Here is a 23,571-nt window from a genome sequence, read left to right on the forward strand (position 1 = left end):
GTCGCCGTATGACCACCCCTGACATCGGCGGCTGGCTGCGGGACAACGCCAGCCTGCTGCGAACTCTCGACCCGAACGACGACGACTTCAGCGACCTGGAACCGCTGCGGGACATCGTTGGCACGGCCCGGGTGGTCGCCATTGGCGAGAACACCCACCGGATCCACGAGTTCTATCAGATCCGCCACCGGCTGACCCGATTCCTGGTCCGCGAACTGGGATTCACCGCCTTCGTGATGGAGTCCGGCTTTCCGGAGGGTTTCGCGGTAAACGAGTGGGTCACCGGTGGCGCCGGCGACCTGGAATCGCTGCTGCGCCACGGAATCACGTACCACATGGGCCGTTGCGCGGAAATGCGTGACCAGCTCAGGTGGATGCGCGCACAGGAACTACCGGTGCACTTCTACGGCATGGACATACCGGACTCCAGCGCGTCGTCGCGACCAGCGACGCAGACCGCGCTGACCTACCTGGACAAGGTCGACCAGCCGTACGCCGACGCGGCCCGAGGCCGGCTGATGCCGCTGTACGACTACCTGCCGACCGACCGCGGCGGGCTGGCCTGGTCGGCCCCCACGCTGCAGGCATATCTCGCGCTGCCACCGGCTGCCCGCTTCGAGATGACGGCCCGCATCGGCGAACTCGTCGAGCGGATGCGGGCGATGCGAGTCACGTACGTGAGCCGCTCCGGCGAAGAAGCCTTCGAGGTGGCGTACCAATGTGCGATCACCGGTCGCCATACCGACGCGTTTCTGCAGGCGATGGCGGCCGGTGCCGAGCGTACGTACGCCGGCGCGAACATCCGCGATGTGGCGATGGCCGAAAACGTCGAATGGATCCTGGGCCGCGAGGAACGCATCGTCCTCGCCGGCGCCAACGGGCACGTCCAACGCTGGCCTTTCTCGGCGCCACCCATCATCAACGACCCGCTGACCACGGTCGGCGAGCACCTGGCCGCGAGCCTTGGCGACGAACTGGTGGTGATTGGTACGACCTTCGGCGGTGGCGAGCTGTTCGTCCACCGGCCCATTCCCGGCGGGCTCCCAGGCCACACCCGTACGAGCGTCGAAGAGCTGCCCGAACTCGCCCCGGACAGCATCGACGAACTGCTCGCTTCTTCCGGCATGCCACGCTTCCTCCTCGACCTGCGCTCGGTGCCCACAACCGGAGTGGTCGCCGAAAGGTTCGCCGCGACCCGCTCGACGATGACCGGGAGCCAGCCGTCTCCGCTGGACCCACTGGCCGCGTACGACGCGGTCGTCCACGTCGGCGCGGTCACTCCCTGGCACCACACGCTCATCTCCTAATGAGGAGTCCGTCGACGAAGGCACGCAGCCCGTGCGGGAAGGTGTCCCGGGAAGCCAGGCTGGGCCAGCGGTTCCCGACCGCCGCGAGGTGCGGGAACCGGGATTCGTCCAGGCTCTGGAAAACCGTGTCGCGATAACGAGGCCGGTCATCGTTCGCGCGCTGTTTTGAGTGCGCTCGTACGAGAATCTCGCCGACCGTGAAATACCAGAGGTTGCGGTAAAGCTCCACGGCCTGCTCCGGCGTACACCCGCAGTCAACCGCACCGCCCACGATGGTTTCCACCATCCACAGCGCGGACTCGCCAAGGAGGTCGTCCGCGGTCAGGATCTCAACGGCCTGCGGCCAGTCCCCCAGCGAATCGTGCATGACCGTGGTGGCCACGATAATTCGCTCACGCGGGTCACTCGGAAGCTCCGGCCGCTGAATCTGCGCGGCGGAGTCGTTGAGCAACTGGATCAGCAGGTCATCTTTGTCCCGTACATGGTGATAAAGCGTCGTCGCCCCCACCCCGACCTCAGCCGCCAACCGCCGAATCGTGAGCCGCTCCCACCCATCCCGATCGATCAGCCGCCGCGTCGCCGCCATGATCTGGTCACGCGAGGTAAGCGGCGGACGGCCGGTACGGATGGGTGGCAATTCGGGATCGGACACCTCCCCATCCTGCCGCAAGACACATGTTCACTCCGAGGGCCGCCCGCAAACCTACAGGCTTGACTTGAAGTTGACTTCAACTGTGAGCCTTGTGGTGTTCGTACGACGACAAGGAGCGCAGACGATGTGTGGCATTGCTGGCTGGGTGGACTGGGAGCGGGACCTTACCCAGGAACGCACGACGATAGAGACAATGACCGACACGCTCGTGCCGCGTGGGCCTGATGCCGGCGGTGTGTGGCTTTCGCCGCAGGCGACGCTGGGACATCGACGGCTGGCGGTGATTGACCTTGCGGGTGGGGTGCAGCCGATGCGGGCGGCCCGCCATGGCCAGCAGCCGTGTGTGCTGACTTTTAGCGGCGAGATCTACAATTTTCGTGAGCTGCGCGCTGAGCTACGGCAGTTGGGCCACGATTTCCGCACCAGTTCGGACACCGAGGTCTTGCTGCACTGCTACCTCGAATGGGGCGAGAAATGCGTGCCGAAGCTCAACGGCATGTTTGCCTTCGGGATCTGGGACCCGAACCGGCAGGGCCTTCTGCTCGTACGTGATCGGTTGGGCGTGAAACCGTTGTTCTATTTTCCGTATGCGACCGGTGCGGTGTTCGGCTCGGAGTTGAAGACTGTCCTCGCCCATCCACTCGCGTCGCCGGCGGTTGGGCTGGAAGGTTTCGCCGAGATTCTGTGCTTCACGCAGACCCCGGGCGTGCCGATTTTCCGCGATATCCGGCCGCTGCGTTCAGGTCATTACGCCTGGATCGATCGCCAGGGCTGCCACGAACAGCGTTATTGGGCGCTGGAAAGCGCACCGCATCCCGATGACCTTCCCACCTCGGTTGGTACGGTTCGGGGCCTGCTCGACGACATTGTGCGACGACAGCTGATCGCCGATGTTCCGGTCGCTACCCTGCTGTCAGGTGGTCTGGATTCCAGTGCGGTGACCGCACTGGCCACCGAGGTCCTGCGCGAACAGGAGCGCGGCACACTCGCCACGTACTCGATTGATTTCGAGGGCAATCAAGATAATTTCGCACCCACCGCGATAAGACCGGAGCAGGACACACCGTTCGCGCGGCTGGTCACCCAGCACGTGGGCAGTGACCACACCGAGTTGCTACTGCGGACCGACGACGTGATCAAGGCCCGGCCAGAAGTGTTGCGGGCTCGGGATCTGCCCGGTTTCGCCGACATCAACGCGGCCCAGTATCTGCTGTTCCGTGAGGTCAAGGGACACTCGACAGTAGCGCTGTCCGGCGAGTCCGCGGATGAGATTTTCGGTGGCTACCCGTGGTTTTTCGATCCACGGATGCGGGACGCGCCGACTTTTCCCTGGGCTGCCAGTTTGGCGGCTTTCGAGCCGTTGCTGGACCCGGGGCTCTGGCAGGCGTTGCGGCCACGCGAATACGTCGCTGACCGCTATTCGCAGGCGATCGCCGAAGTTCCGCGGCTTGCTGGGGAGGCGCCGGCCGACGCTCGGGTACGAGAGATGTTCTATCTCAACCTCACTCGCTGGCTCAGCATGTTGCTGGAATTCAAGGACCGGATGAGCATGCGGGTCGGCCTCGAAGTCCGGGTGCCGTTCTGCGACCACCGGCTGGTGGAATACGTCTGGAACACGCCCTGGGCGTTCAAAGCCGCCGACGGCCGAATCAAGGGCCTCCTGCGTGACGCCGTGGCGGACCTGCTGCCGGCAGCCGTGCTCAACCGAAAGAAGACTTCCTTCCCCGTCAGCCAAAATCCGGCGTACGAGCAGGCCCTCCGAGAGGAAATGCGGGCCGAGCTGGCAGATCCGCAGTCTGCGCTGCGGCCGCTCGTACGACCCGCCGCTGTGCTGGATCTCGTCGCGGGGGAGCAGCAAGAGCAGGCCATGTGGCGTTCGGCCGACACGCTTTCCTTCCTCCTGCAGGTCGCTGAGTGGCTACGTGTCTACAACGTACGGATAGAGTGAGACTCTTAGCGGATGAAGTCCTTGTCGATCGGCGAGGTCGCCGAGCTGTTAGGTGTCGCCACCTCGACGTTGCGCTGGTGGGAAAAGCAGGGCCTGCTCGCGCCGGCAGAGCGTAAGGGTGGCCGGCGGCACTACCGCCCGGCGGAGGTCCGCCGGGCGGCGATGATCCGGTTCTGGCAGGAAACCGGCATGATGAGCCTCGACGACATCGGCGCGGTGCTCGCCGGCCGAGATGACGCCCATGACTGGCATGATGTCGTCCAGAACCGCATCGACGCCTTCGACGCACAAATCGAGCGCCTCACCGCGGCCAAGGCGTATTTGCGGCACTCGCTGAAATGTCCTCGAAGCAACCCGGCCACCGACTGTCCGAGCTTGAAAAAGGACATCGACACCTGGCTGAAAGCTCGCCGTACGTGAAGGGTGGTCAATAGCGAGCAGGGTTCGCCAGCAGCGGTGGGTACGCCTGCGTCTGCTGTCCGTCGACGGTGGCGCCGGAGTATTTGAGCATCGGCGCGAGCTCGCGGTTCAGGTCGGCCGGGAAATTCAGGGTAGGAGCCGAAACCTCGTCCAGCGCGGCGATCTGTTCAGCGGTCAGCCGCAGGTCCAGTCCGGCGAGGTTGTCTTCCAGATGCTCGATCCGGCGCGGCCCGATAATGGCGGACGAGACGCCGGGCCGCTGCTGGACCCACCCGAGCGCGACCGCGGCGGAGCTCGCACCAACCTCCTGCGCGACACCCGCCAGCACGTCGATCACCTGGTATTGGGCCTCATTCGGCCGACCGAGGGCAGCCGACCGCTTGGTGTCGTCGGGGGTTTCGTTGGTACGCGTGTATTTCCCGGACAGGTATCCGCTCTTGAGTGGGCTCCACGGCAGGATTCCCATTCCACTGTCCTGCGCGAGCGGCACCAGCTCGCCTTCGATCGTACGTTCCAGCAGCGAATACTCCATCTGCAGGGCGGTGATCGGCGTCCAGCCACGCAGCAGCGCGGTGGTGTGTGCTTTCGCGGTGAGCCACGCCGGTGTGTCGGAGAAACCGACGTAGCGGATTTTCCCAGCGGTGACCAGGTCGTCGAGCGTACGCAGGGTTTCCTCGATCGGCGTGGACCAGTCGTAGTTGTGCAGCCAGTAAAGGTCGACGTAGTCGGTACGCAGCCGGCGCAGCGAGTCCTCCAGCTGCGCGACGATGGCTTTCCTGCTCGCGCCGCCGCCATTGGGGTCGCCCAGATGCAGGTTGCAGAAGAACTTGGTGGCGAGCACGATCCGATCGCGCGATCCCGGCCGCTGGGCGAAAAAGTCGCCCAGGATCTGCTCCGAATGGCCGTTGGTGTAGAAGTTGGCGGTGTCCAGGAAATTGCCGCCGCGGTCGAGATAGGTCTGCACGATCTTCTCGGATTCCTCAACGCTGCAACCGAACCCGTGATCCTCGCCGAAATTCATCGTACCCAGGCAGAACGGGCTCACCTTGAGTCCCGACCGGCCGAGGCTGACGTACGAGTCGAATGTCATTTTCGCTCTCCGTTGATAGACGCTTGCGAACCACTACGTCGAGTACAGCGCCGCCACCTGGGCGAAGGTTAGATCGATACGAGCGCTCTCTTGCACGATCGTGGCGACTTCGACAGGACCAAGCGTGTGTTTCAATCGGTCCATGTCCCTGGCTGACCTGCGCACGCTGATCACCAAGTACGCCGAGCGGCCCGCCGACGGACTCGACGGCATGCTGCTGTCGATGGTCCGAAAGCCGACTCCGCCGACCGCCAGCAGCTCTTATCCGGTGCTGGCCCTGGTCGCCCAGGGCTCGAAACGCCTGATGGTGGGCGATCGGGTCTACGACTACGGCGCCGGCCAGTATTTGGTGGTGTCAGTTGACCTGCCGATCACCGGCCATTTCACCGAGGCCAGTGTCCAGCGGCCGTTTCTCGGTTTCGGCCTGCGGCTGCGGCCGGCCGCCATTGCCTCGTTGCTGCTGGAGGCTGGACTGGAGACCGGACATCTCGGCGATGCCGGCCGGCGGCCGCAGACCCCGGCCGGCATCGCGGTGAGCGATGCGACCGACGAGCTCATCGACGCGGTCATCCGGCGGATCAGGCTGCTGGACAGCCCAGCCGACCGTCCGGTGCTCGCCCCCATGGTCGAAAAGGAGATTCTCTGGCGGCTGATCACCGGCGAGCAGGGCGCGATGGTCCGCCAGATCGGCCTCGCGGACAGCCGGCTTTCCCATGTCAGTCGGGCGATCCGCTGGATCCGGGAGCACCACGCGGAGGTGATCCGGATCGACGAGCTGGCTCGGCTGTCGACCATGAGCGTGTCCGCGTTGCACCGGCATTTCCGGGCGGTCACCGCGATGACGCCGATCCAGTACCAGAAACGCATCCGCCTGCAGGAAGCGCGACTGCTGCTGATGAGCAGCCCGCTGGATGTGGCGAGCGTCGGTCTTTCGGTGGGTTACGACAGCGCTTCGCAGTTCAGCCGCGAATATCGCCGCCAGTTCGGCGTACCACCGGGCCAGGACCCGGCAAGGCTCCGCTAGCGGACCGAAGCCGTACGACACCCGGATTGCCTGGGGTTGGACCGCGAACAGCCGCCTGGTGAGGCAGAATCGAGGTCAGCAACACCGATGATGGGGGCTGACCGATGAGCACCGGCGGGCATCCGGAGATCGACACCAGCAAGCCGAGCATCGCGCGGGTGTACGACTACGCGCTCGGCGGCAAGGACAACTTCGAGGTGGACCGCCAGGTGCTGGCGAGCATGTTGCTCATCGACCCGGAGATCCCGACGGTGGCGCGGGCGCATCGGGACTGGTCTCGGCGGGTGATCCGGTGGCTGGTCGAGCGGGTCGGGATCGACCAGTTCCTGGACTGCGGTTCCGGGCTGCCCACCATGGAGAACACCCACGAGGTCGCGCAACAGGTGGACCCGGACGCGCGGGTGGTCTATGTCGACAACGACCCGGTGGTGATCGCGCACGGCCGGGCGTTGCTGGAGGACAACCCGAACACCCGGTTCGTGAACGCCGACCTGCGCGAGCCGCAGAAGCTGTTCCGGATGGCCGGGCTGGTGGACTTCCTGGACCTGGAGCGCCCGGCCGCGCTCATCCAGTGCGGCACGATCCACCACATCGACCAGCTCGCCGACCAGCAGGCGATCATGCGCCAGTATGTGGACACTCTGGTCAGCGGCTCGTACGTGGCAATGACCCACGTCCACGACCCGGCCGACGGGAGCGAGGCCAGCAAGCTCGCGCAGCGCATCGAGGCCGGCTACCGGTCCACCAACGCGACCACCCACTGGCGGCCCAGGCACGAGATCGAAACCCTTTTCGCCGGCCTGGAGATCGTCCCGCCCGGGCTGGTAGCGCTGCCCCGCTGGTGGCCGGCCGGGCCGCCCAACGGCGACCTCGACCCGATCTACGACATCATTCTCGGCGCCGTCGCACACAAACCCTGACCTTAGCTTGACATTTGGACTATGGGCTTGGTGTTGGACCCCAGTTGATCATGGAAGCAGCCCACCCAACGCGACCGCGGTCGCGATATCACCCACGATCTTCCCCGGATCATGACTGGCCCGACTGCCCCGCCACGGCGCCAACGCCCGACGCAGTGACTTGAGACATCGCAATCCCAAGTTTCCAGCACTGGACAGGCACTTCCGTGCATTTCAGACCGTGTCACTCGCCAACAGACGAAATCCCGAGGCTAGATGACCTATTTGTCGTTGTGCCAGATGGCGGCGGTGAGGGCGAGTACGCGTTGCAGGACGCGCACGATGACGCCGTTGGGGGTGCGGCTTCCGTGTCGTTCCAGGTCGAGTTGGTTTTTGAAGGTCTGGTTGATCGATTCGATGACCTGCCGCAAAGGTTTGAACAGGTGCGCTCCGGGGCGTTCGGTTTCGCCTTTGCGGGCCGGGCGCAGCCATTGTGACTCCGAAGTGAATCCGAGCAAGGCCTGCATCACCGCCAAGGTGACCAACTCAGCGTCGGTCAGCTTCGGGGCGATCCCACCTCCGGTCGCCACGGCGCCAGCCCGGGTGCGGCTTTGAGCAAGTCGTCAACCGTCACGTACAAGTGCAGTAGCGAGGATGTCCAGGTTGTTCGTCACAAAACGATCATGGACGCCCTCGCCTCGACTCTGAGCAAGCCATGTCCTTGGAATAGGTCATCTAGTAGAGCAGGGTTGTGGGCCGCCGGGCGTAGTGGTGCCCGGCGGCCGGGTGGATTTTTCTATGCGGCGAGTTGGTTGATGCCGCGGATGGGTCTTCGTTCGCGGTCAACGTACGCGGGCGGCAGGAATTCAACAATTCCGTCAACAATGCGTACATCCCAACCGCCGTGATGGACGAGCCGATGACACCTATCGCAAAGGAGCACGCAATTTTCAAGGGAAGTAGCTCCACCGTCCGCCCAGTGACAAATGTGATGCCCCCGTGTCCAGCGGGGTGGTCGACCGCATCTGGCGCAGCCTTTGTCGCGCGCTATCAAGGCTTTGCGTAGGGCTGGTGTGATGAGTCGTTCGTTGCGTCCAACATCAAGGGGCACGCTGTCGCTGCCCAGCACCATCGGGATGATGTCCGCGTCACAAGCCAGCCGGCGGACGCCCTCTGGGGAAATCGGTGCGCCGCTGTGCGGATAGGCGACACCGATCCGGTCCCGCAGCATGTCCCAGCTGATGGTAATGGTGAGATGCGGCCGCTCGGCACCCTGGATCGGGAGTTTCCCGGAGTCCGCGATCAGATTCAACGCTTCCGCTAACGCGTCCCCGTTGCGCTCGGACACTGACCGCTGATCAGGGGTCCCGTTCTCGGCCGGGCGGGGTTTGGCCAGGGGGCTGAGGATCTCGCTGAAGAGGGTCCCGGTTTCGCCGTCGAAGGAGCCACTGAAGTTCAGTCGTCCGTCTGTGCCGGTGTGGAGGGATAGTTCTCGGCGTGGTGTCTCGTTTTCGTGTTCGGAGGGCGCGGGTCCGTCGGGGTCCAGGTGATCATGGATGCGTCGCCCTACTTTGGCCAGACCGGGTGCGGTGTACCGTTTCGCGTGCTCCACCAGGGAAGCCTCGGCTTCCTCACGGTCCTTGATGGTCACCCTGGCCGGGAGCCTGTTAACGACCCCAACGATCGTGTCGATTTGGGAGTCGGCGAGTTCCCCGCGGCGCATCGCATGGCTCGCGATGCTGAGTGTGGGTGCGAGTGTTTCCCCGGTCAGGGCTTGGCTGGGGCACAGGTTCAGGGCTCGTTTGTAGCGTCGGGATGCCTCTGTGGGGGACAGTCGAAGGAGGTCTTGCAGCATGCCCAGGGTGTTGCGGTGTCCGAGCGTCTTGCCGACGTTTCCTCGGTGGATCGCGGCGACAATGTCCAGTACTTCGACCTGCAGTAGCCGGACCGCTTTTTCTTTCTTCTGTAGCAGCTCGCCGAGCTCGTCTGGGTCACACCTCCAGAGTTCTGGAGTGGTGGTGTCGTCGCCGGCGGCCATGACATTAATTCTACCGCCGGCACCGACAGTTTGGTCGCGTACGGGTGATCAGGAAATGGATACTTTCACAATAATCCCAACGAAACATAGAGCGCGCGCATTCAACTCCTGCGAGTTGGGCGGCGAACCCATCAGAATGCCTCCAGTTTCGCGCTCTCGTCGCGCAGGGTGCGGAGTTTGGTCGCGATCTCCGCGATGCTGGCCAGGTGCTGCGCGGTGGAATGCAACGAGTCTCCCGGTCGCTCGTACGGACATCTGTGCGCAGGCTAGGCGCGGACCGCACGGCCACGGATCGCGGACAGCACGGCGGCCAGCACCATGATTCCCGTCAGGGTGTAGAAAGCCACACTGACTCCGCTGGTGAAAGCGACCGCCGCAGGCCCGTGCAGGCTGGCGGTGCCCACGAAGATGGCGAAGGCGGTGCTCCGCGGAATAGCGAATGCGGCGACCAGAATGGCGAGGGTGAAGGAAAACACCATGCCGACACTGGCAAAGGTACGCATCACACCGGAAGCGATCCCGAGCCGCTCCGCTGGCGCGGCCTTCATCACCGCGGAGCTGTTGGCGGAATAGAAGAAACTGCCGCCCACCATGATCACCGCATTACCGATCGCCGGCAGCCACAGGCTGCTGGTAATGGTCATCTGCGCGAAAATCACCAAGGCGATCACCGAAATTCCCAAACCGGCGGTCGCCGGGATGACCGGCCCGAGCCGGTCGGCGACCCGCCCGGTGTACGGGCCGGTGATCGCGCCGATCAGATAGCCCGGCACCATCAGCAACGACGCGTCGATCGGGGTCAGTCCACGCGGACCCTGCAAATACATGATCACCAGGAAAAGCACCGCGAAACTGGCGAGATTTTGCAGGAGTGCGGCCACCAACGCCGGCACCATCGTCGGAATGCGGAACAGCGACAGATCCAACGTCGGCTCTTTGTGCCGCAACTCGATGAACACGAAAGCCACCAGCAGCACCACGCCGCCGACCAGGAAACCGACCTGGACGGCGTTCAACGGCTCGACGGCCAGTTTCGTCATCACCCACACCACGGCGAACAGCCCGAGGCCCAGCGTGATCATTCCCAGTGGGTCGAGCCGCCGGCGTACCCGCTCGCCGCGATCGCGCAGCACCAGCGCCGCCAGCACCAGCGCGACCAGACCGATCGGCAGGTTGATCCAGAAGATACACCGCCATGACACGTACGTGACGATGACCCCGCCGAGCAGCACGCCCAGCACCGAGCCCAGCGAATAGCCGAGCGCGTTGATGCCGTACGCGCGACCGCGTTCCTCCGGCGGGTAGAGCTCGGAAATCACCGCGCCACTGTTGGCGGCGACCAGCGCCGCGCCCAGGCCCTGCAGCACTCGGAAACCGATGATGGACGGCCCGTCCCAGGCCACCGCGCACAGCACCGAGCCCAGGACGAAGATCCCGAAGCCGACCTCGTACATCCGGACCCGGCCGTACATGTCTCCCAGCCGCCCGACCTGGGTGGCCAACACGGTGACTACCAGCAGATACGCCACCACCACCCAGGTGACCGAGGCCAGCGAGATCTTCAGCTCATGCTGGATCGCGGGCAGCGCGAGCACCACGATGGTGCCGTCGATCGCGGCGATGAGCACGCCGATCATCACGACCAGCATGCCCAGCCCGCGCCGCGCCTGGACAGGCGGCGCGTCGACTGTTTGGCTCACCATCGCCTCAGGCATCTTTCGCGGGAGCCTGCAGCGTCCACGTCCGGCCGTCGGGGTCGCGTACGGTCATCATCTTGCTGCCGAAGTGGGTTTCCTCGAACGGACTCACCACCTCAACGATCGCGTCCGGCTCGAACTTGTCGGCGTCCGGCACCTTCAGCACCAGCTGGATCCCCAACTGCTGACTTTCGGGCACCTCGGCGATGAAGATCGGCGGACTGTCGCCGTTGCGCAGCTGGCCGGAGTTGTGGTCGGTCGCGAACTCCAGCTCATAGCCCAGGGCCTGGAAGAACTTCGCGGACTTGCCCCAGTTGTGGGTGTCCAGGAAAACGGTCTCGATGCCTTCGGTGGTCATGTCATTTCTCCTTGTCGGCGGCGGTCGGGTTGTCGAGGTGGGCGCGGTCGAGGTAGGCGCGCAGCGCGTCGGCGACCAGCGCCGAGAGCGACAGCTCCGCCTCGATGGCGCGGTACTTGACCTGCTTGATCAACCCAACCGGTAGGTACACGTTGAACTGCTTCACGTCGTCGTCTCCCACGGCTACTATGCTAGCAACCTAGACGGCTAGAACGCTAGTGGTATCGACTGACGGAAGCGTCAGGGCATCGAGGAGTCGCGGAACTGGGCGGCCATGATTCGCTCGGCGTCGCTCAGGTCGTGCACATCAGAGTCTGATGAGGTCGAGCGAGACTCGCCATAGGTGAGCCGCGCGCTCGGGATCCAGTGCGTACGCGGCAACCCCGCGGCGGATCCCGGGCTGGTGCTCAGGAGCTTGCGCGCAGTCCTCGAAGTAACTGCCGGTGACACCTTCCACCAGCGGGGACGCGGCCAGCAACACCGAAGTCGCGGCGCCCTGCTGAACGGTCTTCCACGACACGTCCGTGCTGGTCGAGTCGAAGGAAGCCGGCGCGGCCGCGAGGTCATCGATGTGCCGGGACAGGTGGGTGGCGGTGATCCGGCCCGGGTTGAGCGCGTTCACCGCGATGCCGTCGCTGGCCCAGCGTTTGGCGGCTTCGACGGCGAAGAGAATGTTCGCCGTCTTCGACTGCCCGTAGGCGAGCCACCGGTCGTACGGCCGGCGGACGAACTGGAGGTCGTCGAAGTCGACATCGCTGTTCACGTGCCCGACCGAGCTGACCGACACCACGCGCGCGCTCCCAGCCGCGGCGAGGGCGTCGTGCAGGCCGGTGGCGAGCGCGAAGTGGCCGAGGTGGTTGGTCGCGAACTGCAGTTCCCAGCCCTGCGAAGTCCTGGTCTCGGGGGTAGCCATGATGCCGGCGTTGTTGACCAGGATGTGCAGCGGTCCGGTCCAGCCGTCGACGAACGCGGCCACCGACCCTTGATCGGCGAGGTCAAGCGGCGCGACCAGCACGTTCCGCCCGATTTCCAGGGCCGTACGTCGGCCGGCTTCCACGTTGCGTACGGCCAGTGTCACCTCAGCACCGGCGCCCGCGAGCGCCCGGGCGGTCTCCACGCCGATGCCCGATGCGCCGCCGGTGACGATCGCCCGCCGGCCACCCAAGTCGATCCCGGCGACCACGTCGGCCGCTGTCGAGAAGGCCCCGAAAGGGGTGTTCATGATGGCGCCTCCGATGACTGTACGCTTAAGCGGATGCGGCTCCGCTAAATCCGAGAATAAGCGGAGTCAGCTCCGGATGCAAGGAGGAGCAGTGCGCGCCGACGCCCAGCAAAACCACGAACGGTTGCTTGAGATGGCCGCGAAGGCCTTCGCACGGGACGGGACGGGAGCGTCGCTGAAGGCGATCGCGGAAGCGGCCGGCGTCGGCATCGGCACCCTCTACCGGCGGTTTCCCACCCGCGAGACGCTCGTGGAAGCGGTCTATCGCAACGAAGTGACGAACCTCTGTGCGGCCGCGCAGACCCTGCTGGCTGAGCTGTCGCCGGTGGACGCTGTGCAGGCGTGGTCGGAGCGGTTCGTCGACTTCATGACCGCCAAGCGGGGCATGGCCGCCGCATTGCGGGTCGTCCTCACCTCCCCGGACGACCTCATGCGTACCCGCTTCCTGTTGCGCGACGCGATCGCGATGCTGCTCAACGCGGGCGCCGCCGACGGTTCGATCCGGGCCGGCCTCGACCCGTACGACGTGCTGATGGGCCTCGGCGGGATCACCCTGATCGCCGAAGAGCAGCGGGACCTCGCGCTGCGGCTCGTCGATCTCCTCATCAACGGAGTAATTGCCGGCGCGACGCTTTCAGACAACTAGGCTGGTTCGATCGAGAGGGCGTGCCGGAAAACATTTCGCGGGTCCCAGCGGGATTTGATTCGCTGCAGCCGCGGGTAGTTTTCCTTGTAATACAAGGTGGACCATGGCACGCCTGAGGTGTTCCAAACCGGGTCCGCGAGGTCAACGTCGGGGTAGTTGACGTACGAGCCGTCGCTGACCTCGCCGGGCACCGGCACCCCACCTGTGTCGGCGTAAACGTCACGATAGAAATTGCGAATCCAGGCCAAATTGCTGGCATCGTCGGAGTCATTCGTCCAGAGCGCCGCGAAAACCGCCTTCATGACCACATCCCGCTGGGCCACCGCGGTGTCACTCGGCTTGACGGCCTGGACCTCGCCGCCGTATCCGACCAGCAGCATGCCGCCGCCCGAGTTGCCGGTGGAATTGGTCAGGTGGCGGTAAATCGTGGCGAGCTGGGTGTCCGTGTACGAGCGGCGCAAATAGGCCGCTTTGTTCTTGTAGCGGCGGGTGATCAGATCGCCCGGCTCACCAGCGCCCGGCCAGGTGGTCGAATGCAACCAGGGCATCGTCCCGCCGGTCGTTCAGGATCGGTTTCACCGTGACACCCGCGGTGACCTCCTTCACAAAGGCGCTGACCAGCGCGTTCGCGTTCGGGATGCCGGCGTCGATCTGGATGAACAGCTGGAAGCTGCCAGCACTGCGGTGCGTCGGCATCAGAATCGCGTAGAGGCCGGCGTACGGCGAACCGGGCGCGCTGTTGCGCTCATGCCAAGTGCCGAAGTTTCGCATCAGCTTGCCGAAATCCGATTCGGTCATCTGCTCCCAGGGCCAAATAACCAAGCATGCGAGCTCTTGGCTGGGTGCCGGCGGCAGCAGCTGCGAGGTGCCGGGCGTACGCAGCCAATATCGAGTGACCACACCGAAATTGCCACCCCCGCCGCCGGTGTGCGCCCACCAGAGGTCGTGGTTCGGGTCGTCCGGTTCGCGGCTGGCCACCACCGCGCGGGCGGTGCCGTTCCGGTCGACCACGACGACCTCCACGGCATCCAGGTGATCGACCACCGACCCGTACCGGCGGGACAGCGGCCCGTACCCACCACCGGCGAAGTGCCCACCGGCGCCGACATCCGGGCAGCCGCCGGCCGGGATCGTCACACCCCAGCCCTTGAACAAGGTCTTATAGACGTGTCCGAGGGTGGCGCCGGGTTGTACGGCGAACGCGCCGCGGTCAGCGTCGAAGCCGACCGCGTCCATCGGCGCCAGGTCCAGCAGCATCCGCACCGCCGGGTCGGCGGTGAAGTTCTCAAAGCAATGCCCACCACTGCGTACGGCGACTCGCCGCCCGGACCGCACCGCGTCGGACACCGCCCGCACCACCTGGTCGGTCGATCCGACCACCCGGATTTCGTCCGGCCGGCCAACGAAGCGGAAGTTGTTGCCACGCAACAAACTCTCATAGCGCGGATCGGTCGGGCGTACGCTCATCGGCCCGAAGCCCGCCGGGGTCGGCGGTGCCGCGGCAGCCGCCGCCTTGGGGACGAGCGCCGCGGCGACGCCGCCCGCGGTAAGCAATTTCCGGCGATTCAACGAAATGTCCATGACGATCTCCCGAAAGTCGTGTTTTGCCTGCTGTCGTTGACGTTATGGACGCCATCGGGCGTACGACATCCGGCTGGGCCTAGACCTCAGTGGTGCTAGCCCCACCCTGCAAGTTAGGCTGCCCTAAGTTGAACGGGAAGGATGATCGTGGTCAGCGCCAGCGGTTGCTCGGCTGAGATTTCGCACAATCGGCATGTCTTCCGCGTACGAAACGCCGACTAACTAAATAGCCGGTCGAAGTGGCGATATGCGGGTTTGGCACTTGACGTTTGTCATTTTTGCTCAGATTATCGGCGCGGCCTTATCGAAGGAGACCAGTGCCGATGCCCGCTAACCGTGGTGCCCGTCTGTCCCGGCGCGAACTGCTGGCCGCCGCCGGCGGAGTCGCCCTCGCCGCCTCGCTCGGCCCGGGAAGGGCATCGGCGGCGCCCGCGACTGTGCCGGATATCCTGTCCAACGGCGTCTTCCCGATCGGGATGTTCCGGCCGCCGCCGCTGTCCCAGACAACCGACGCCCGGTACCAGGAGATCGCCGACGCGGGTTTCACCTTCGTCTCGGCCGGCACCGGCGGCTGCGATGTCTACAACCTCGCCGCGAACCGGACTTTGCTTCCACTGTGCGAGAACCACGGTCTGCTGGCGATCGTCAACGACACCCGGATGGGCCAGGTCGGGGCCAGCACCACACCGCAGGACCAGTGGCAGCCCATCACCCAGGCCGTACTGAACGACTACAACCCCTATCCGGCCTTCGCCGGGCTGCATACCGGCGACGAACCGGTGCCCTCGCAGTACGCCCCGATCGGCACCGCTGTGCGGCTCGTCCGTCAGCTGGCGCCGACCAAGCTCGTCGACAACAACCTCGCCGGCTATTTCGGCGGTCCCGACTGGGGCGGGGTCGTGCAGGGCTTCATCGACCAGGTGCACCCGTCGTACTTCAGCTTCGACCGCTACATGCTGCTGATGCCGGACGGCTACCACAACACGCCGGCCCAGCAGGCCACCGCGGAAAGCCAGTTTTTCACCACCCTCGCGAATTCCCGACTGAAGTCGGTCGCTAATGGCGTTCCGTTCTGGTGCTATCTGCAGGGCGTCGCCCACCACTCGGGCGCCAACTACTTCCGGCACCCGAACTACGGCGAGACGATCTGGCAGATCAACGCGGCACTCGCGTACGGCGCCCGCGGCCTGCAGTGGTTCACCTACTGGTCCCCCGGCGGCGCCGACTTCGGCGACGCGGTTCTCACGGTAAGCGGCGCAGAGAGCGATGTTTATGGCTATCTCAAACACTTCCAGAACGACTACCTGCGTCCGATGGGCAAGGAGTTGCTCACCCTGACCACCGAGCGGACCGCGCATTTCGGCGAGAAGACACTGCCGTCCGCGGTGATCGGTTTCAGCAACGACGGCTGGATTTCGGCCATCAGCGGCAGCCCGGTCATCGTCACCCGGCTGAACCGGAACAGCACGAAGCAGCGGTGGATCTTCGTCGCCAACCGGTCCTACTCGACGACCGCGACCGCCAGCCTGGCTGTCGGGCCGGCGGTCACGACCGTCGAGGAATTCGTCAATGCTTCACAGACGTACCAGCCGACACCGCTGACCAGTGCCCGGGCGATCTCGTACCAATGCACCCCGGGCACCGCGCGTCTTTATCGCCTGACAACCGCCTAAAGTCCGCTGAGGCCGGCGGGACTGCCGATGCCGGTAGGCGCGTCATAACCGCGCTTACCGGTGCACAGGTAGTCGCCACCGCAGAAGCCGTTGCTTCCGCCGACCACGTCGAAGAACGCCGATGGGTGGGCATAGACGGGCTGCGCGTCGGTGATGACGTGGCCGGACCGAGCGATCATCCCGGCCACCAGCGGCGCGGACGCGCTGGTCCCGCCGACGACGATGAAACCTCCGCCGTTGATCAGGCCAAACGTGTCATAGACAGCGAGACCGGTGGCCGGGTCGGCGACCGCGGACAGGTCGGCAGTCGTACGCAGTGAGCAGTGCTTGTCGTGCTGCCAGGACGGCTTCGAGACGTACGCCGAGCAGCCACTGCCTCCGTGTGACCAGGCCGTTTCCGTCCACCCACGGGCACTGCCGGCGGCCTTGCTCAGGGTGGTGCCACCCACCGCGATAGTGCTGGACAGCACCGCCGGGAAGGACGCGGTGGTGAACCCGGAGTCGCCGGCGCTGGCGACCATCGCAGTGCCCGGATGCTGGTAATGCCCGGCGTCCGCGCCCATGCTTGGCGACTCATCGCTGCCATAGCTGTTCGAGACGACGTGCGCGCCGAGGGCGACCGCGGTGTCCACGCTCGCGGCCAGGTCGTTGGGGCTGAGCAGCGAACTGTCGGCCTCCACCAGCAGAATCCGGCAGGACGGGCAGGACGCCGACACGGCATCCAGGTCGAGCGACGTTTCCACTCCCCAGTTCGGATCCGGCGTCGGCAACGGGGTGGCCGCGCCACGCTGGTTGACCTTGGAGAAGCAACCGCTGGCGCTCGTACACGCCGGCAGGCCGTATGTCTGCCGGTAGACCGCGAGGTCCGCCTCGGCATTCGGGTTGTCGTACGCATCGACGACCGCCACCAGGCTGTTGGGTTGCACATTCGCCGGCAGTTGGTACGCGCTCGCGATGTCGGCCGGGCCCAACCCAGCGGGCAGCGCGCTCGTACGTGCGGCGCGTTTGGCCGGCGAGCGGCCGATGTCGGCGAAGCAGTGGAATCGGCCGGCCTGTACGACCGCGCAGCCGGTGCGGCCCACAGTGCCGGCCGGGGCGGGAGCCGCGTTGGCCGGGACGGCGGCGCTGAGCACCGCGACGAAGGCGAACGCGATCAGGGTTTTGCGGGTCATCGGTCAGCTCCCGGTCACGGTGTAGGCGTTTTCGGTCGTCGTGCTGAGCGAGCCGCCGGCGGCGTCCTGGGCGGTGACCCGTACGGACACCGGGTGGCCGGTCGCGGCGGACCGCAGCGTCACCCGGTAGCGGCCATTGCCAAGGCCGGTGACGGTCGCCGGCACGTACGCCCCACCGTCGACGCTGGTCGCGAAGGTGAGACCGGTAATCGCGGACTTCGTCGCGGCGGTCACATGTCCTGCTGTGACAACGAAAGTTGAAGTGCCGGCCGGCAGTGTGCCGGCCTGGCTCACCGGCAGCGGGACATTCATCGTCAGCAGCGGCAAAATCGTGCACGCCTCGGTCGCACTCGCGGCGCAGTTCCAGCCGGTCGGCACCGCCGCGCCCGAGGTCGCCGACGACGAAAACGTGTAGACCGACGATATTTTCGTCGACGTACTGAATCCCATGGCCGCGCGATCGACGGTGTCCTCAATACGGTACGTGTGCGAGTCCGCCGGAAGGGGCACGGTCAGGTCGTCTTTGTCAGTGGTGTCAACGATGCTGGTGCCGTCCTGGAACACCTGGAGCCGTTCGAAACCCGGATTCGCACCACCGACCCAGCCGGAATGGTCTGGATTCGAGTCCATCACGAATGTCGACAAGGCCAGCTTGTCAGCCGTCCGGCAGGCCACGCAGTATGGCCGCGGAAACGGCTTACCACCGAAGAAACCGGCCGTCGCCAGGCCATGCATCCAGTCCACCGGGTAGGACCGTCCCGGCTGGTACGCCTGCGGAACGGTCTCCATGCCTTCAGCGCCGCTGGCTGCGCCCTGATACGCAGCCGCGTCCCAACGCACATTCGGCGGCCCGTACAAATAGTCGACCAACGACGGCGTGTTCGGCACCGTGTCGGAGCTGGTTTCGCCGCGCAGGTCCGGGTAAACCGGACCGCGGCCGAACGCACGTTGCCCGCTCGCGTCACCACCGAAAATGCGGTCGGAAACGCGCGCCAGCTGGTTCGGCTGGACCGTACGGTGCAGGTCCGCCGGAATTCCAGCGGACCAGTCGGCGGTGAGGTGATAGGTGGCGGGAGTGCCGTCGGGCTCGGTCGCGGACCGGCGCTCGTACGCGTCGAATTCCAGGATTCCGTGTCGTGGCGCCGAAGTCGGTTGTACGAAGACATGGTCGTTCGGGCCATCCAGCACCCCGAAGCCATTCGCTATCCCGTCGGTGGCGCGAGCCGGTATCAGGTCTGCACCAGCGTCCAAGACCGAGCTTGGCCTCGGGGTGGTGAAGGACGGGGTCGCGGTCGCCCTACCGCCGTCGAGCGCGACAGTCTGTCCGTCGCCGGTGACGGCATTGTCCGTACTGGTCGCGAAGTAGCTGTCTGTTGCCTTGCCGTCAACTGACTTCGCGATCGTATTGACGATAATCGTGTAATGACCTTTTGGCAGGCTGACCTTGATATAGTTCTCGCTGCCTATCCCCACGAAGTTCGTGTATTTCCGGTTGTCGTCGGTGTTGGTGATCATCGCGAGCGTGCCCAGCGAAGTCACTCCGGCTGGCGGGGTGTAGCGGACCGTCAGCGTCACCATCGCATAGTTCGGCTGCACGGTGCCGGCCGTGGGCGCATCCAGCGCCATCCGCACCGGACTGGCGTTTTTACCGAGTGTGTCACCGAAAACCCTGGCCCCAGCCGCATCCAAATAGCCCTTGGTCACAGTGCCGTTTCGGGACGTGATCGTCACGCCTGGCACCGCTTGGCCGCCTTGCGGGACCGTCACCGGGATCCGGTCGGCGGGCAGCGCGGCCAGCCGGGTCACGTCGAACAGCTCCCGATCAAGCCCAGTCGCGAGATGCCCAACCGCCTCGGCCGGAATGGCGTACACGTCCGCCCCGACTGTGACCACGGTCAGCGCGGACGCCGGCTGGCCGGCCAGCCGGCCCACCCGTACATGACCATTCACCCAGGTCAGGGCCACTTTTTCGCCAGTCGGAAGGATGACCGTACGAGCCGGTTGGACGGGCGGCGGGGCCGCCGTCGCGATGGCGGGCGCGCCGCCAGCGGTAGCGCCGGCAATGACCGCGGCCACCACAACAACACTCTTGCGCAAACGCTGAGATGTTCTTGTTGTTTTCACGCCTCTTACTGTCCAAAACCACCATCACAGTTCCGCTCACAAGCTGGCCGATATGGGCCAGCGGTGAAATACAGGGCGACTTCCGGACACCACTTCAATGAGGACCCCCGACTCACTGGAGAAAATTCGCATGAAACGACGACTTCCTCCTGGCCCTTCTCATCAAGGAGCCGATGAATCCGCCAAGAATCGAGCGAGCCAATGACCATGAGGAAGCGAACATCTGTCTGCGCCGCAATAGCGGTGTCACTGGCAGTCTCCAGTTGGGTGGCACCCGCGGCTGACTTGCCAGCGGCCGCGGCCGAGTTGCCAGCGGCCGCAGCTGGGCCCGAGCCAGCAAACACGTCGGCGGTCCTGCTTCCTACCGGCGAGCGGCTGACCACTCTTCCGGGAGCCGGATCGGGGAGGATGGGCACGGTAACGCCGGCCAGCACGACCAAACTGGGCCGGACCCTGATGTCATTGACACTGAACGGGAAGCAGTACGAGATTCCCGCCGCCGCGCTGCCGTACCTGGGACGTGGGTTGGATCTGAGTTTGTTCGACGTAGCCGCGTTGCGTGCCGCCGAAGTTGATGGACGTATCCCCGTTAGCCTCGGTTACCAGGGAAATCAGCCGGCGGTGGCCGGCGTCACCATGACCGGCCCGCACACCGGCTATCTGAGTGCCGAATCCGCGAGGACTTTCGGTGACGCCGTCGCCAGGCAGTTTGTAGCGGACCATCGCAAATCAGGACCGAAGCCGATGGCAAGCCCCACCTTCACCAGCGGAGCGAAGTTGTCACTCGCTGGCGCCACCACGCCAGCGCCCAAACCGATGTATGTGATGAAGACCCTGACACTCAAGGCCAGCGACATCGATGGCGCGCCGGCCAACTCGGCGACGGCTCTGGTGCAGAACCTGGACAACGGCAACCGCTTTGAAGAGATCGACCCGTTCTTTGATGGCGAAGCACGAGAAAGCGTCCCGGTTGGCAACTACGCGGCGACCATCGTCTATTTCGACGTCAACACCGATGGCGACGTCACCGGCCTGCGGGTGGTGACCAGACCCCAGTTCGCGGTAACCGAAGATGCGACCATGTCGTTCGCCGCCACCGAAGCAACCAGCGAAGTCACCATGCGTACACCGCGCCCTGCCGAGCTTCAGGAGGGCGGTTTCGTGCTGGACCGTGGCGGCGCCGCTGGGTACGGGTCATACACCGACGTCGCCGTCGCACCGGGCGGACCGATCTGGGTGTCGCCCACCACGACACCGGTGACCATCGGCACCATGCACAGCTACCCGTACCGGCGGCTGACATCGCCGGCCGGCCGCGGGGAGCCATACACGTACTCACTGCAGTATTTGAGCACCGGCGTCATCCCACAGCAGGTTTACACGGCCTCATCCGCCAACACTGCCACCATTGACGCTTCGTACTATTCGGACATCGACTCGACCGGCTTCCAAGGCCGAACAGCCTTTTACCCCTTCGAACTGAATTATTTTGTCTTCCACGGTTTTGGTAACCCACTGTCGATGCCTACCCGCCGACTGGAATACGTTTCGGCCGGCAATTCGATCGCATGGGCGGCATTTGCGAGTACGAATGTTTGGACTGACCCCAGATTCCCAGGCTTCCCGATGAGTGGCGGCGGTCAGGGCGGCTCAGCGAGACGCTACACGCCCGGTGAGAAGGTGACTGAGGCGTGGAATGAATTCCCGCTCTCCACACGCGCCCCGGTGAATCTGGCCGGATCGCAGACAAACGGGCAATTCGAACCTGGAGTCGTACGATCCGGTGACACTGAGACGTTCAACCTCTCACCATTTTCCGACAACGAGACAGGACATGTTGGATGGCTTGATATCGGGAATCACAGGGACCCCGAGTCGGAGACCTATGAGCTCGACCAGGATGGCAGTAAAATCGCGGATGGCCCCGTCATAGCCAAGACAGCCCAGATACCAGATGCGACGGTGAAGGCCGCCGTCTCGACGCTACATCTGACTATTGATGCGGCAAGGTCCGGGCCGGACTACAAACTGTCCACTGGCAATCACTCCGAATGGACCTGGCAGAGTCACCACCAAGAGGGCACCCTCCCACCCGGCTATGGATGCGGATTCGAGTTTGTGTCGCCCACGAACTGCTCGGTTGAACCCCTCATGACCGCGCAGACGGTCGTACGTGGGATGAGTCTGCACGGCACCGTACCCGCGGGGTTGCAGACGATGGACCTGACGCTGAGCCATCTCCAGCTGACACCGCAGTCCCCCATCCCCAGCGCCAAGGTGGAATTTTCCACGGACGATGGCACGACCTGGCACCAGGCGCGCACCGTGCGAGTGGGAAACGGGCATTACCTCGCTGTTTTCACGGCTCCCACCGGCTTTGTCAGCCTGCGAGTGTCCGGCACTGACACAGTTGGCGGCTCAATCATCCAGACCGTAAATCACGCCTACCAGACAGTATGAAAGGAGGGGGAATGTTGCGTTTCACAGCCACCAGAGTGGGCGCTTTGACGCTGGCGATGGGATTGCTCGGCGCGATCTCGGCAGCCCCCGCATACTCGGCCACCCCACCGGCCACCTCCGCCAAGCAGGGATACCGGCAGGCCTGTACGGCTCGTTCAGGCAATTATTTTCATTGCCTCACTTTGATTGCTCCACGGCACGCCAACGGCAAGTCGCCTCAAGCCGCTGCCGCGAAGCCCGATGGACTGGGCGTCCAGGACCTGCGCAAGGCCTATCAACTTCCGCAAAACCCACCAGCGGGCGCGACTGTGGCGATTGCGATCGCATTCCACTCCCCGACTCTGGAAAGTGATCTCAACACTTACCGGAAACAGTACGGTTTGTCGGCCTGCACCGTCGCCAATAGATGTCTGACAGTCCTGAACCAGAACGGCGACGCCACGCCCGTTCCAGAGAATGATCCCGGGTGGGAGGTCGAGGAAACCCTCGACGTGTCGATGGTGTCAGCGTCCTGCCCGAGCTGCCGTATCGTCGTCGTGGAAGCGACAGACGACTCGTTTAACAACCTGGCCGCGGCGACCGTCATGGCCGGCCAGCACGCGACCGTGGTCTCAAACAGTTATGGCGGCCCTGAAAATGGCCTTGCCCAACAATTCGCCGGCGCTTACGACCAACCCAATCACCAAGTGGTGGTCTCCTCCGGAGACGATGGATTCACCAAGGCGTCGTTTCCTGCGACGGTCGCCAGTGTCATCGCGGTGGGTGGCACGGAGCTCACAAAAGCCGACAACACTCGTGGATTCACCGAGTCCACCTGGGCGGACGGCAGCAGTGGCTGCTCCGCCTACGTCGCGAAACCGGCACGGCAACATGATCCGCACTGCTCAATGCGTACGGTGGCTGATGTTTCCGCGGTCGCCGACAACGTCAGCATGTTCAACGCCGGAAACGGAGGCTGGTTCGACGTTGCCGGCACGAGCGTCGCTGCTCCGTTCATCGCCGGGATGTACGGGCAAGTCAACAACAACGCAACAGTCGACACTCTTTACCAGCACCCGGAGTCATTCAACGACATCACCACCGGCGCTAACGACCACTCAGGAACTGGCGCTGACTGTGGGAATGACTATCTGTGCACGGCACAGCCCGGCTACGACGCACCCACCGGCGTCGGCAGCCCCATCGGGTTGGCCGCATTCTAAACGCACGATGGGCTGAATAGGCCCGACGCGTGACTTTTCGGCGAGAGAGGGGAATTAT

Annotated in this window: 20 protein-coding genes and 1 pseudogene; 9 read left to right on the forward strand and 12 right to left on the reverse strand. The window is 64.7% G+C overall.

The genetic code is table 11. The features are described from left to right. The first annotated feature begins 8 nt into the window (after positions 1 to 8). Positions 9 to 1,307 carry an erythromycin esterase family protein gene (locus tag ABD301_RS02170; protein ID WP_163568110.1) on the forward strand — a complete coding sequence of 433 codons (1,299 nt, stop codon included), beginning with the start codon at positions 9 to 11 and terminating at the stop codon, positions 1,305 to 1,307. Here the strand turns inward: ABD301_RS02170 and ABD301_RS02175 are convergent. Further along, a complete protein-coding gene (locus tag ABD301_RS02175; protein ID WP_344306593.1) occupies positions 1,297 to 1,959 on the reverse strand; it encodes a TetR/AcrR family transcriptional regulator in 663 nt (220 codons plus the stop codon). The two genes, ABD301_RS02170 and ABD301_RS02175, sit on opposite strands and share 11 nt — an antisense overlap. Before the next feature lie 124 nt (positions 1,960 to 2,083). Between ABD301_RS02175 and asnB the strand changes: the two genes are divergently transcribed. Continuing rightward, on the forward strand, positions 2,084 to 3,907 hold the full coding sequence (gene asnB / locus ABD301_RS02180; protein WP_344306596.1) for an asparagine synthase (glutamine-hydrolyzing): 1,824 nt from the start codon (positions 2,084 to 2,086) through the stop codon (positions 3,905 to 3,907). A 12-nt stretch (positions 3,908 to 3,919) separates the two neighbouring features. After that, on the forward strand, positions 3,920 to 4,327 hold the full coding sequence (locus ABD301_RS02185) for a MerR family transcriptional regulator (RefSeq protein WP_344306598.1): 408 nt from the start codon (positions 3,920 to 3,922) through the stop codon (positions 4,325 to 4,327). Positions 4,328 to 4,334: 7 nt separating this feature from the next. Here ABD301_RS02185 and ABD301_RS02190 read toward each other — a convergent pair whose 3' ends face one another. Continuing rightward, positions 4,335 to 5,417, reverse strand: a complete 1,083-nt coding sequence (locus tag ABD301_RS02190; protein WP_344306600.1) for an aldo/keto reductase — start codon at positions 5,415 to 5,417, stop codon at positions 4,335 to 4,337. Positions 5,418 to 5,559: 142 nt separating this feature from the next. Here ABD301_RS02190 and ABD301_RS02195 point away from each other — a divergent pair, with 142 nt between their 5' ends. Both ABD301_RS02195 and ABD301_RS02200 read left to right on the forward strand, forming a co-directional pair. Next, entirely contained in the window at positions 5,560 to 6,441 is an 882-nt protein-coding gene (locus ABD301_RS02195; RefSeq protein WP_163568111.1) for an AraC family transcriptional regulator, read from the forward strand. A gap of 104 nt (positions 6,442 to 6,545) precedes the next feature. Next, positions 6,546 to 7,361 (forward strand): SAM-dependent methyltransferase, encoded by an 816-nt coding sequence (locus ABD301_RS02200; RefSeq protein WP_344306603.1) that lies wholly within the window; start codon positions 6,546 to 6,548, stop codon positions 7,359 to 7,361. Between the two features lie 260 nt (positions 7,362 to 7,621). Here the strand turns inward: ABD301_RS02200 and ABD301_RS02205 are convergent. The 6 genes and pseudogenes from ABD301_RS02205 to ABD301_RS02230 all read right to left on the reverse strand — a co-directional run. Next, a pseudogene (locus tag ABD301_RS02205) lies at positions 7,622 to 7,828 on the reverse strand (IS982 family transposase); the annotation flags it as partial. Between the two features lie 308 nt (positions 7,829 to 8,136). Beyond that, positions 8,137 to 9,378 carry an HNH endonuclease gene (locus ABD301_RS02210; protein WP_344306607.1) on the reverse strand — a complete coding sequence of 414 codons (1,242 nt, stop codon included), beginning with the start codon at positions 9,376 to 9,378 and terminating at the stop codon, positions 8,137 to 8,139. 266 nt (positions 9,379 to 9,644) lie between these two features. Beyond that, positions 9,645 to 11,081: an MFS transporter gene (locus tag ABD301_RS02215; protein ID WP_163568115.1), complete on the reverse strand. Its 1,437-nt coding sequence runs from the start codon at positions 11,079 to 11,081 to the stop codon at positions 9,645 to 9,647. Between the two features lie 4 nt (positions 11,082 to 11,085). Then, entirely contained in the window at positions 11,086 to 11,433 is a 348-nt protein-coding gene (locus ABD301_RS02220) for a VOC family protein (protein ID WP_163568116.1), read from the reverse strand. Position 11,434: 1 nt separating this feature from the next. Next, the gene (locus ABD301_RS02225) at positions 11,435 to 11,614 is read right to left on the reverse strand and encodes a ribbon-helix-helix protein, CopG family (protein ID WP_163568117.1); all 180 of its coding nucleotides are present in this window, start codon (positions 11,612 to 11,614) and stop codon (positions 11,435 to 11,437) included. A 126-nt stretch (positions 11,615 to 11,740) separates the two neighbouring features. Beyond that, complete coding sequence (locus ABD301_RS02230) at positions 11,741 to 12,655, reverse strand: SDR family NAD(P)-dependent oxidoreductase (RefSeq protein WP_344306611.1); 915 nt, start codon at positions 12,653 to 12,655, stop codon at positions 11,741 to 11,743. 91 nt (positions 12,656 to 12,746) lie between these two features. On the opposite strand from ABD301_RS02230, the gene ABD301_RS02235 reads away from it, so the two are divergent. Beyond that, a complete protein-coding gene (locus tag ABD301_RS02235; protein ID WP_279580053.1) occupies positions 12,747 to 13,301 on the forward strand; it encodes a TetR/AcrR family transcriptional regulator in 555 nt (184 codons plus the stop codon). Here ABD301_RS02235 and ABD301_RS02240 read toward each other — a convergent pair. Both ABD301_RS02240 and ABD301_RS02245 read right to left on the reverse strand, forming a co-directional pair. Next, positions 13,298 to 13,840 carry a BBE domain-containing protein gene (locus ABD301_RS02240; protein WP_344306614.1) on the reverse strand — a complete coding sequence of 181 codons (543 nt, stop codon included), beginning with the start codon at positions 13,838 to 13,840 and terminating at the stop codon, positions 13,298 to 13,300. The genes ABD301_RS02235 and ABD301_RS02240 overlap by 4 nt on opposite strands. Further along, positions 13,809 to 14,882 carry an FAD-binding oxidoreductase gene (locus tag ABD301_RS02245; protein WP_279580055.1) on the reverse strand — a complete coding sequence of 358 codons (1,074 nt, stop codon included), beginning with the start codon at positions 14,880 to 14,882 and terminating at the stop codon, positions 13,809 to 13,811. Before ABD301_RS02245 ends, ABD301_RS02240 begins: the two co-directional genes overlap by 32 nt. 323 nt (positions 14,883 to 15,205) lie before the next feature. Here ABD301_RS02245 and ABD301_RS02250 point away from each other — a divergent pair, with 323 nt between their 5' ends. After that, positions 15,206 to 16,555: a hypothetical protein gene (locus ABD301_RS02250; protein ID WP_344306617.1), complete on the forward strand. Its 1,350-nt coding sequence runs from the start codon at positions 15,206 to 15,208 to the stop codon at positions 16,553 to 16,555. Here the strand turns inward: ABD301_RS02250 and ABD301_RS02255 are convergent. Both ABD301_RS02255 and ABD301_RS02260 read right to left on the reverse strand, forming a co-directional pair. Then, positions 16,552 to 17,727, reverse strand: a complete 1,176-nt coding sequence (locus ABD301_RS02255) for a S53 family peptidase (RefSeq protein WP_279580056.1) — start codon at positions 17,725 to 17,727, stop codon at positions 16,552 to 16,554. The two genes, ABD301_RS02250 and ABD301_RS02255, sit on opposite strands and share 4 nt — an antisense overlap. A 3-nt stretch (positions 17,728 to 17,730) precedes the next feature. Further along, the gene (locus ABD301_RS02260; RefSeq protein ID WP_344306620.1) at positions 17,731 to 19,803 is read right to left on the reverse strand and encodes a hypothetical protein; all 2,073 of its coding nucleotides are present in this window, start codon (positions 19,801 to 19,803) and stop codon (positions 17,731 to 17,733) included. A gap of 603 nt (positions 19,804 to 20,406) precedes the next feature. On the opposite strand from ABD301_RS02260, the gene ABD301_RS02265 reads away from it, so the two are divergent. Continuing rightward, positions 20,407 to 22,311, forward strand: coding sequence for a hypothetical protein (locus ABD301_RS02265; protein ID WP_344306622.1), 1,905 nt, complete (start codon positions 20,407 to 20,409; stop codon positions 22,309 to 22,311). Between the two features lie 44 nt (positions 22,312 to 22,355). After that, positions 22,356 to 23,513 (forward strand): S53 family peptidase, encoded by a 1,158-nt coding sequence (locus ABD301_RS02270; RefSeq protein WP_344306624.1) that lies wholly within the window; start codon positions 22,356 to 22,358, stop codon positions 23,511 to 23,513. Positions 23,514 to 23,571 lie beyond the last annotated feature (58 nt).

Origin of the sequence: Fodinicola feengrottensis (assembly GCF_039530045.1) — a bacterium.
Classification (GTDB): domain Bacteria; phylum Actinomycetota; class Actinomycetes; order Mycobacteriales; family HKI-0501; genus Fodinicola; species Fodinicola feengrottensis.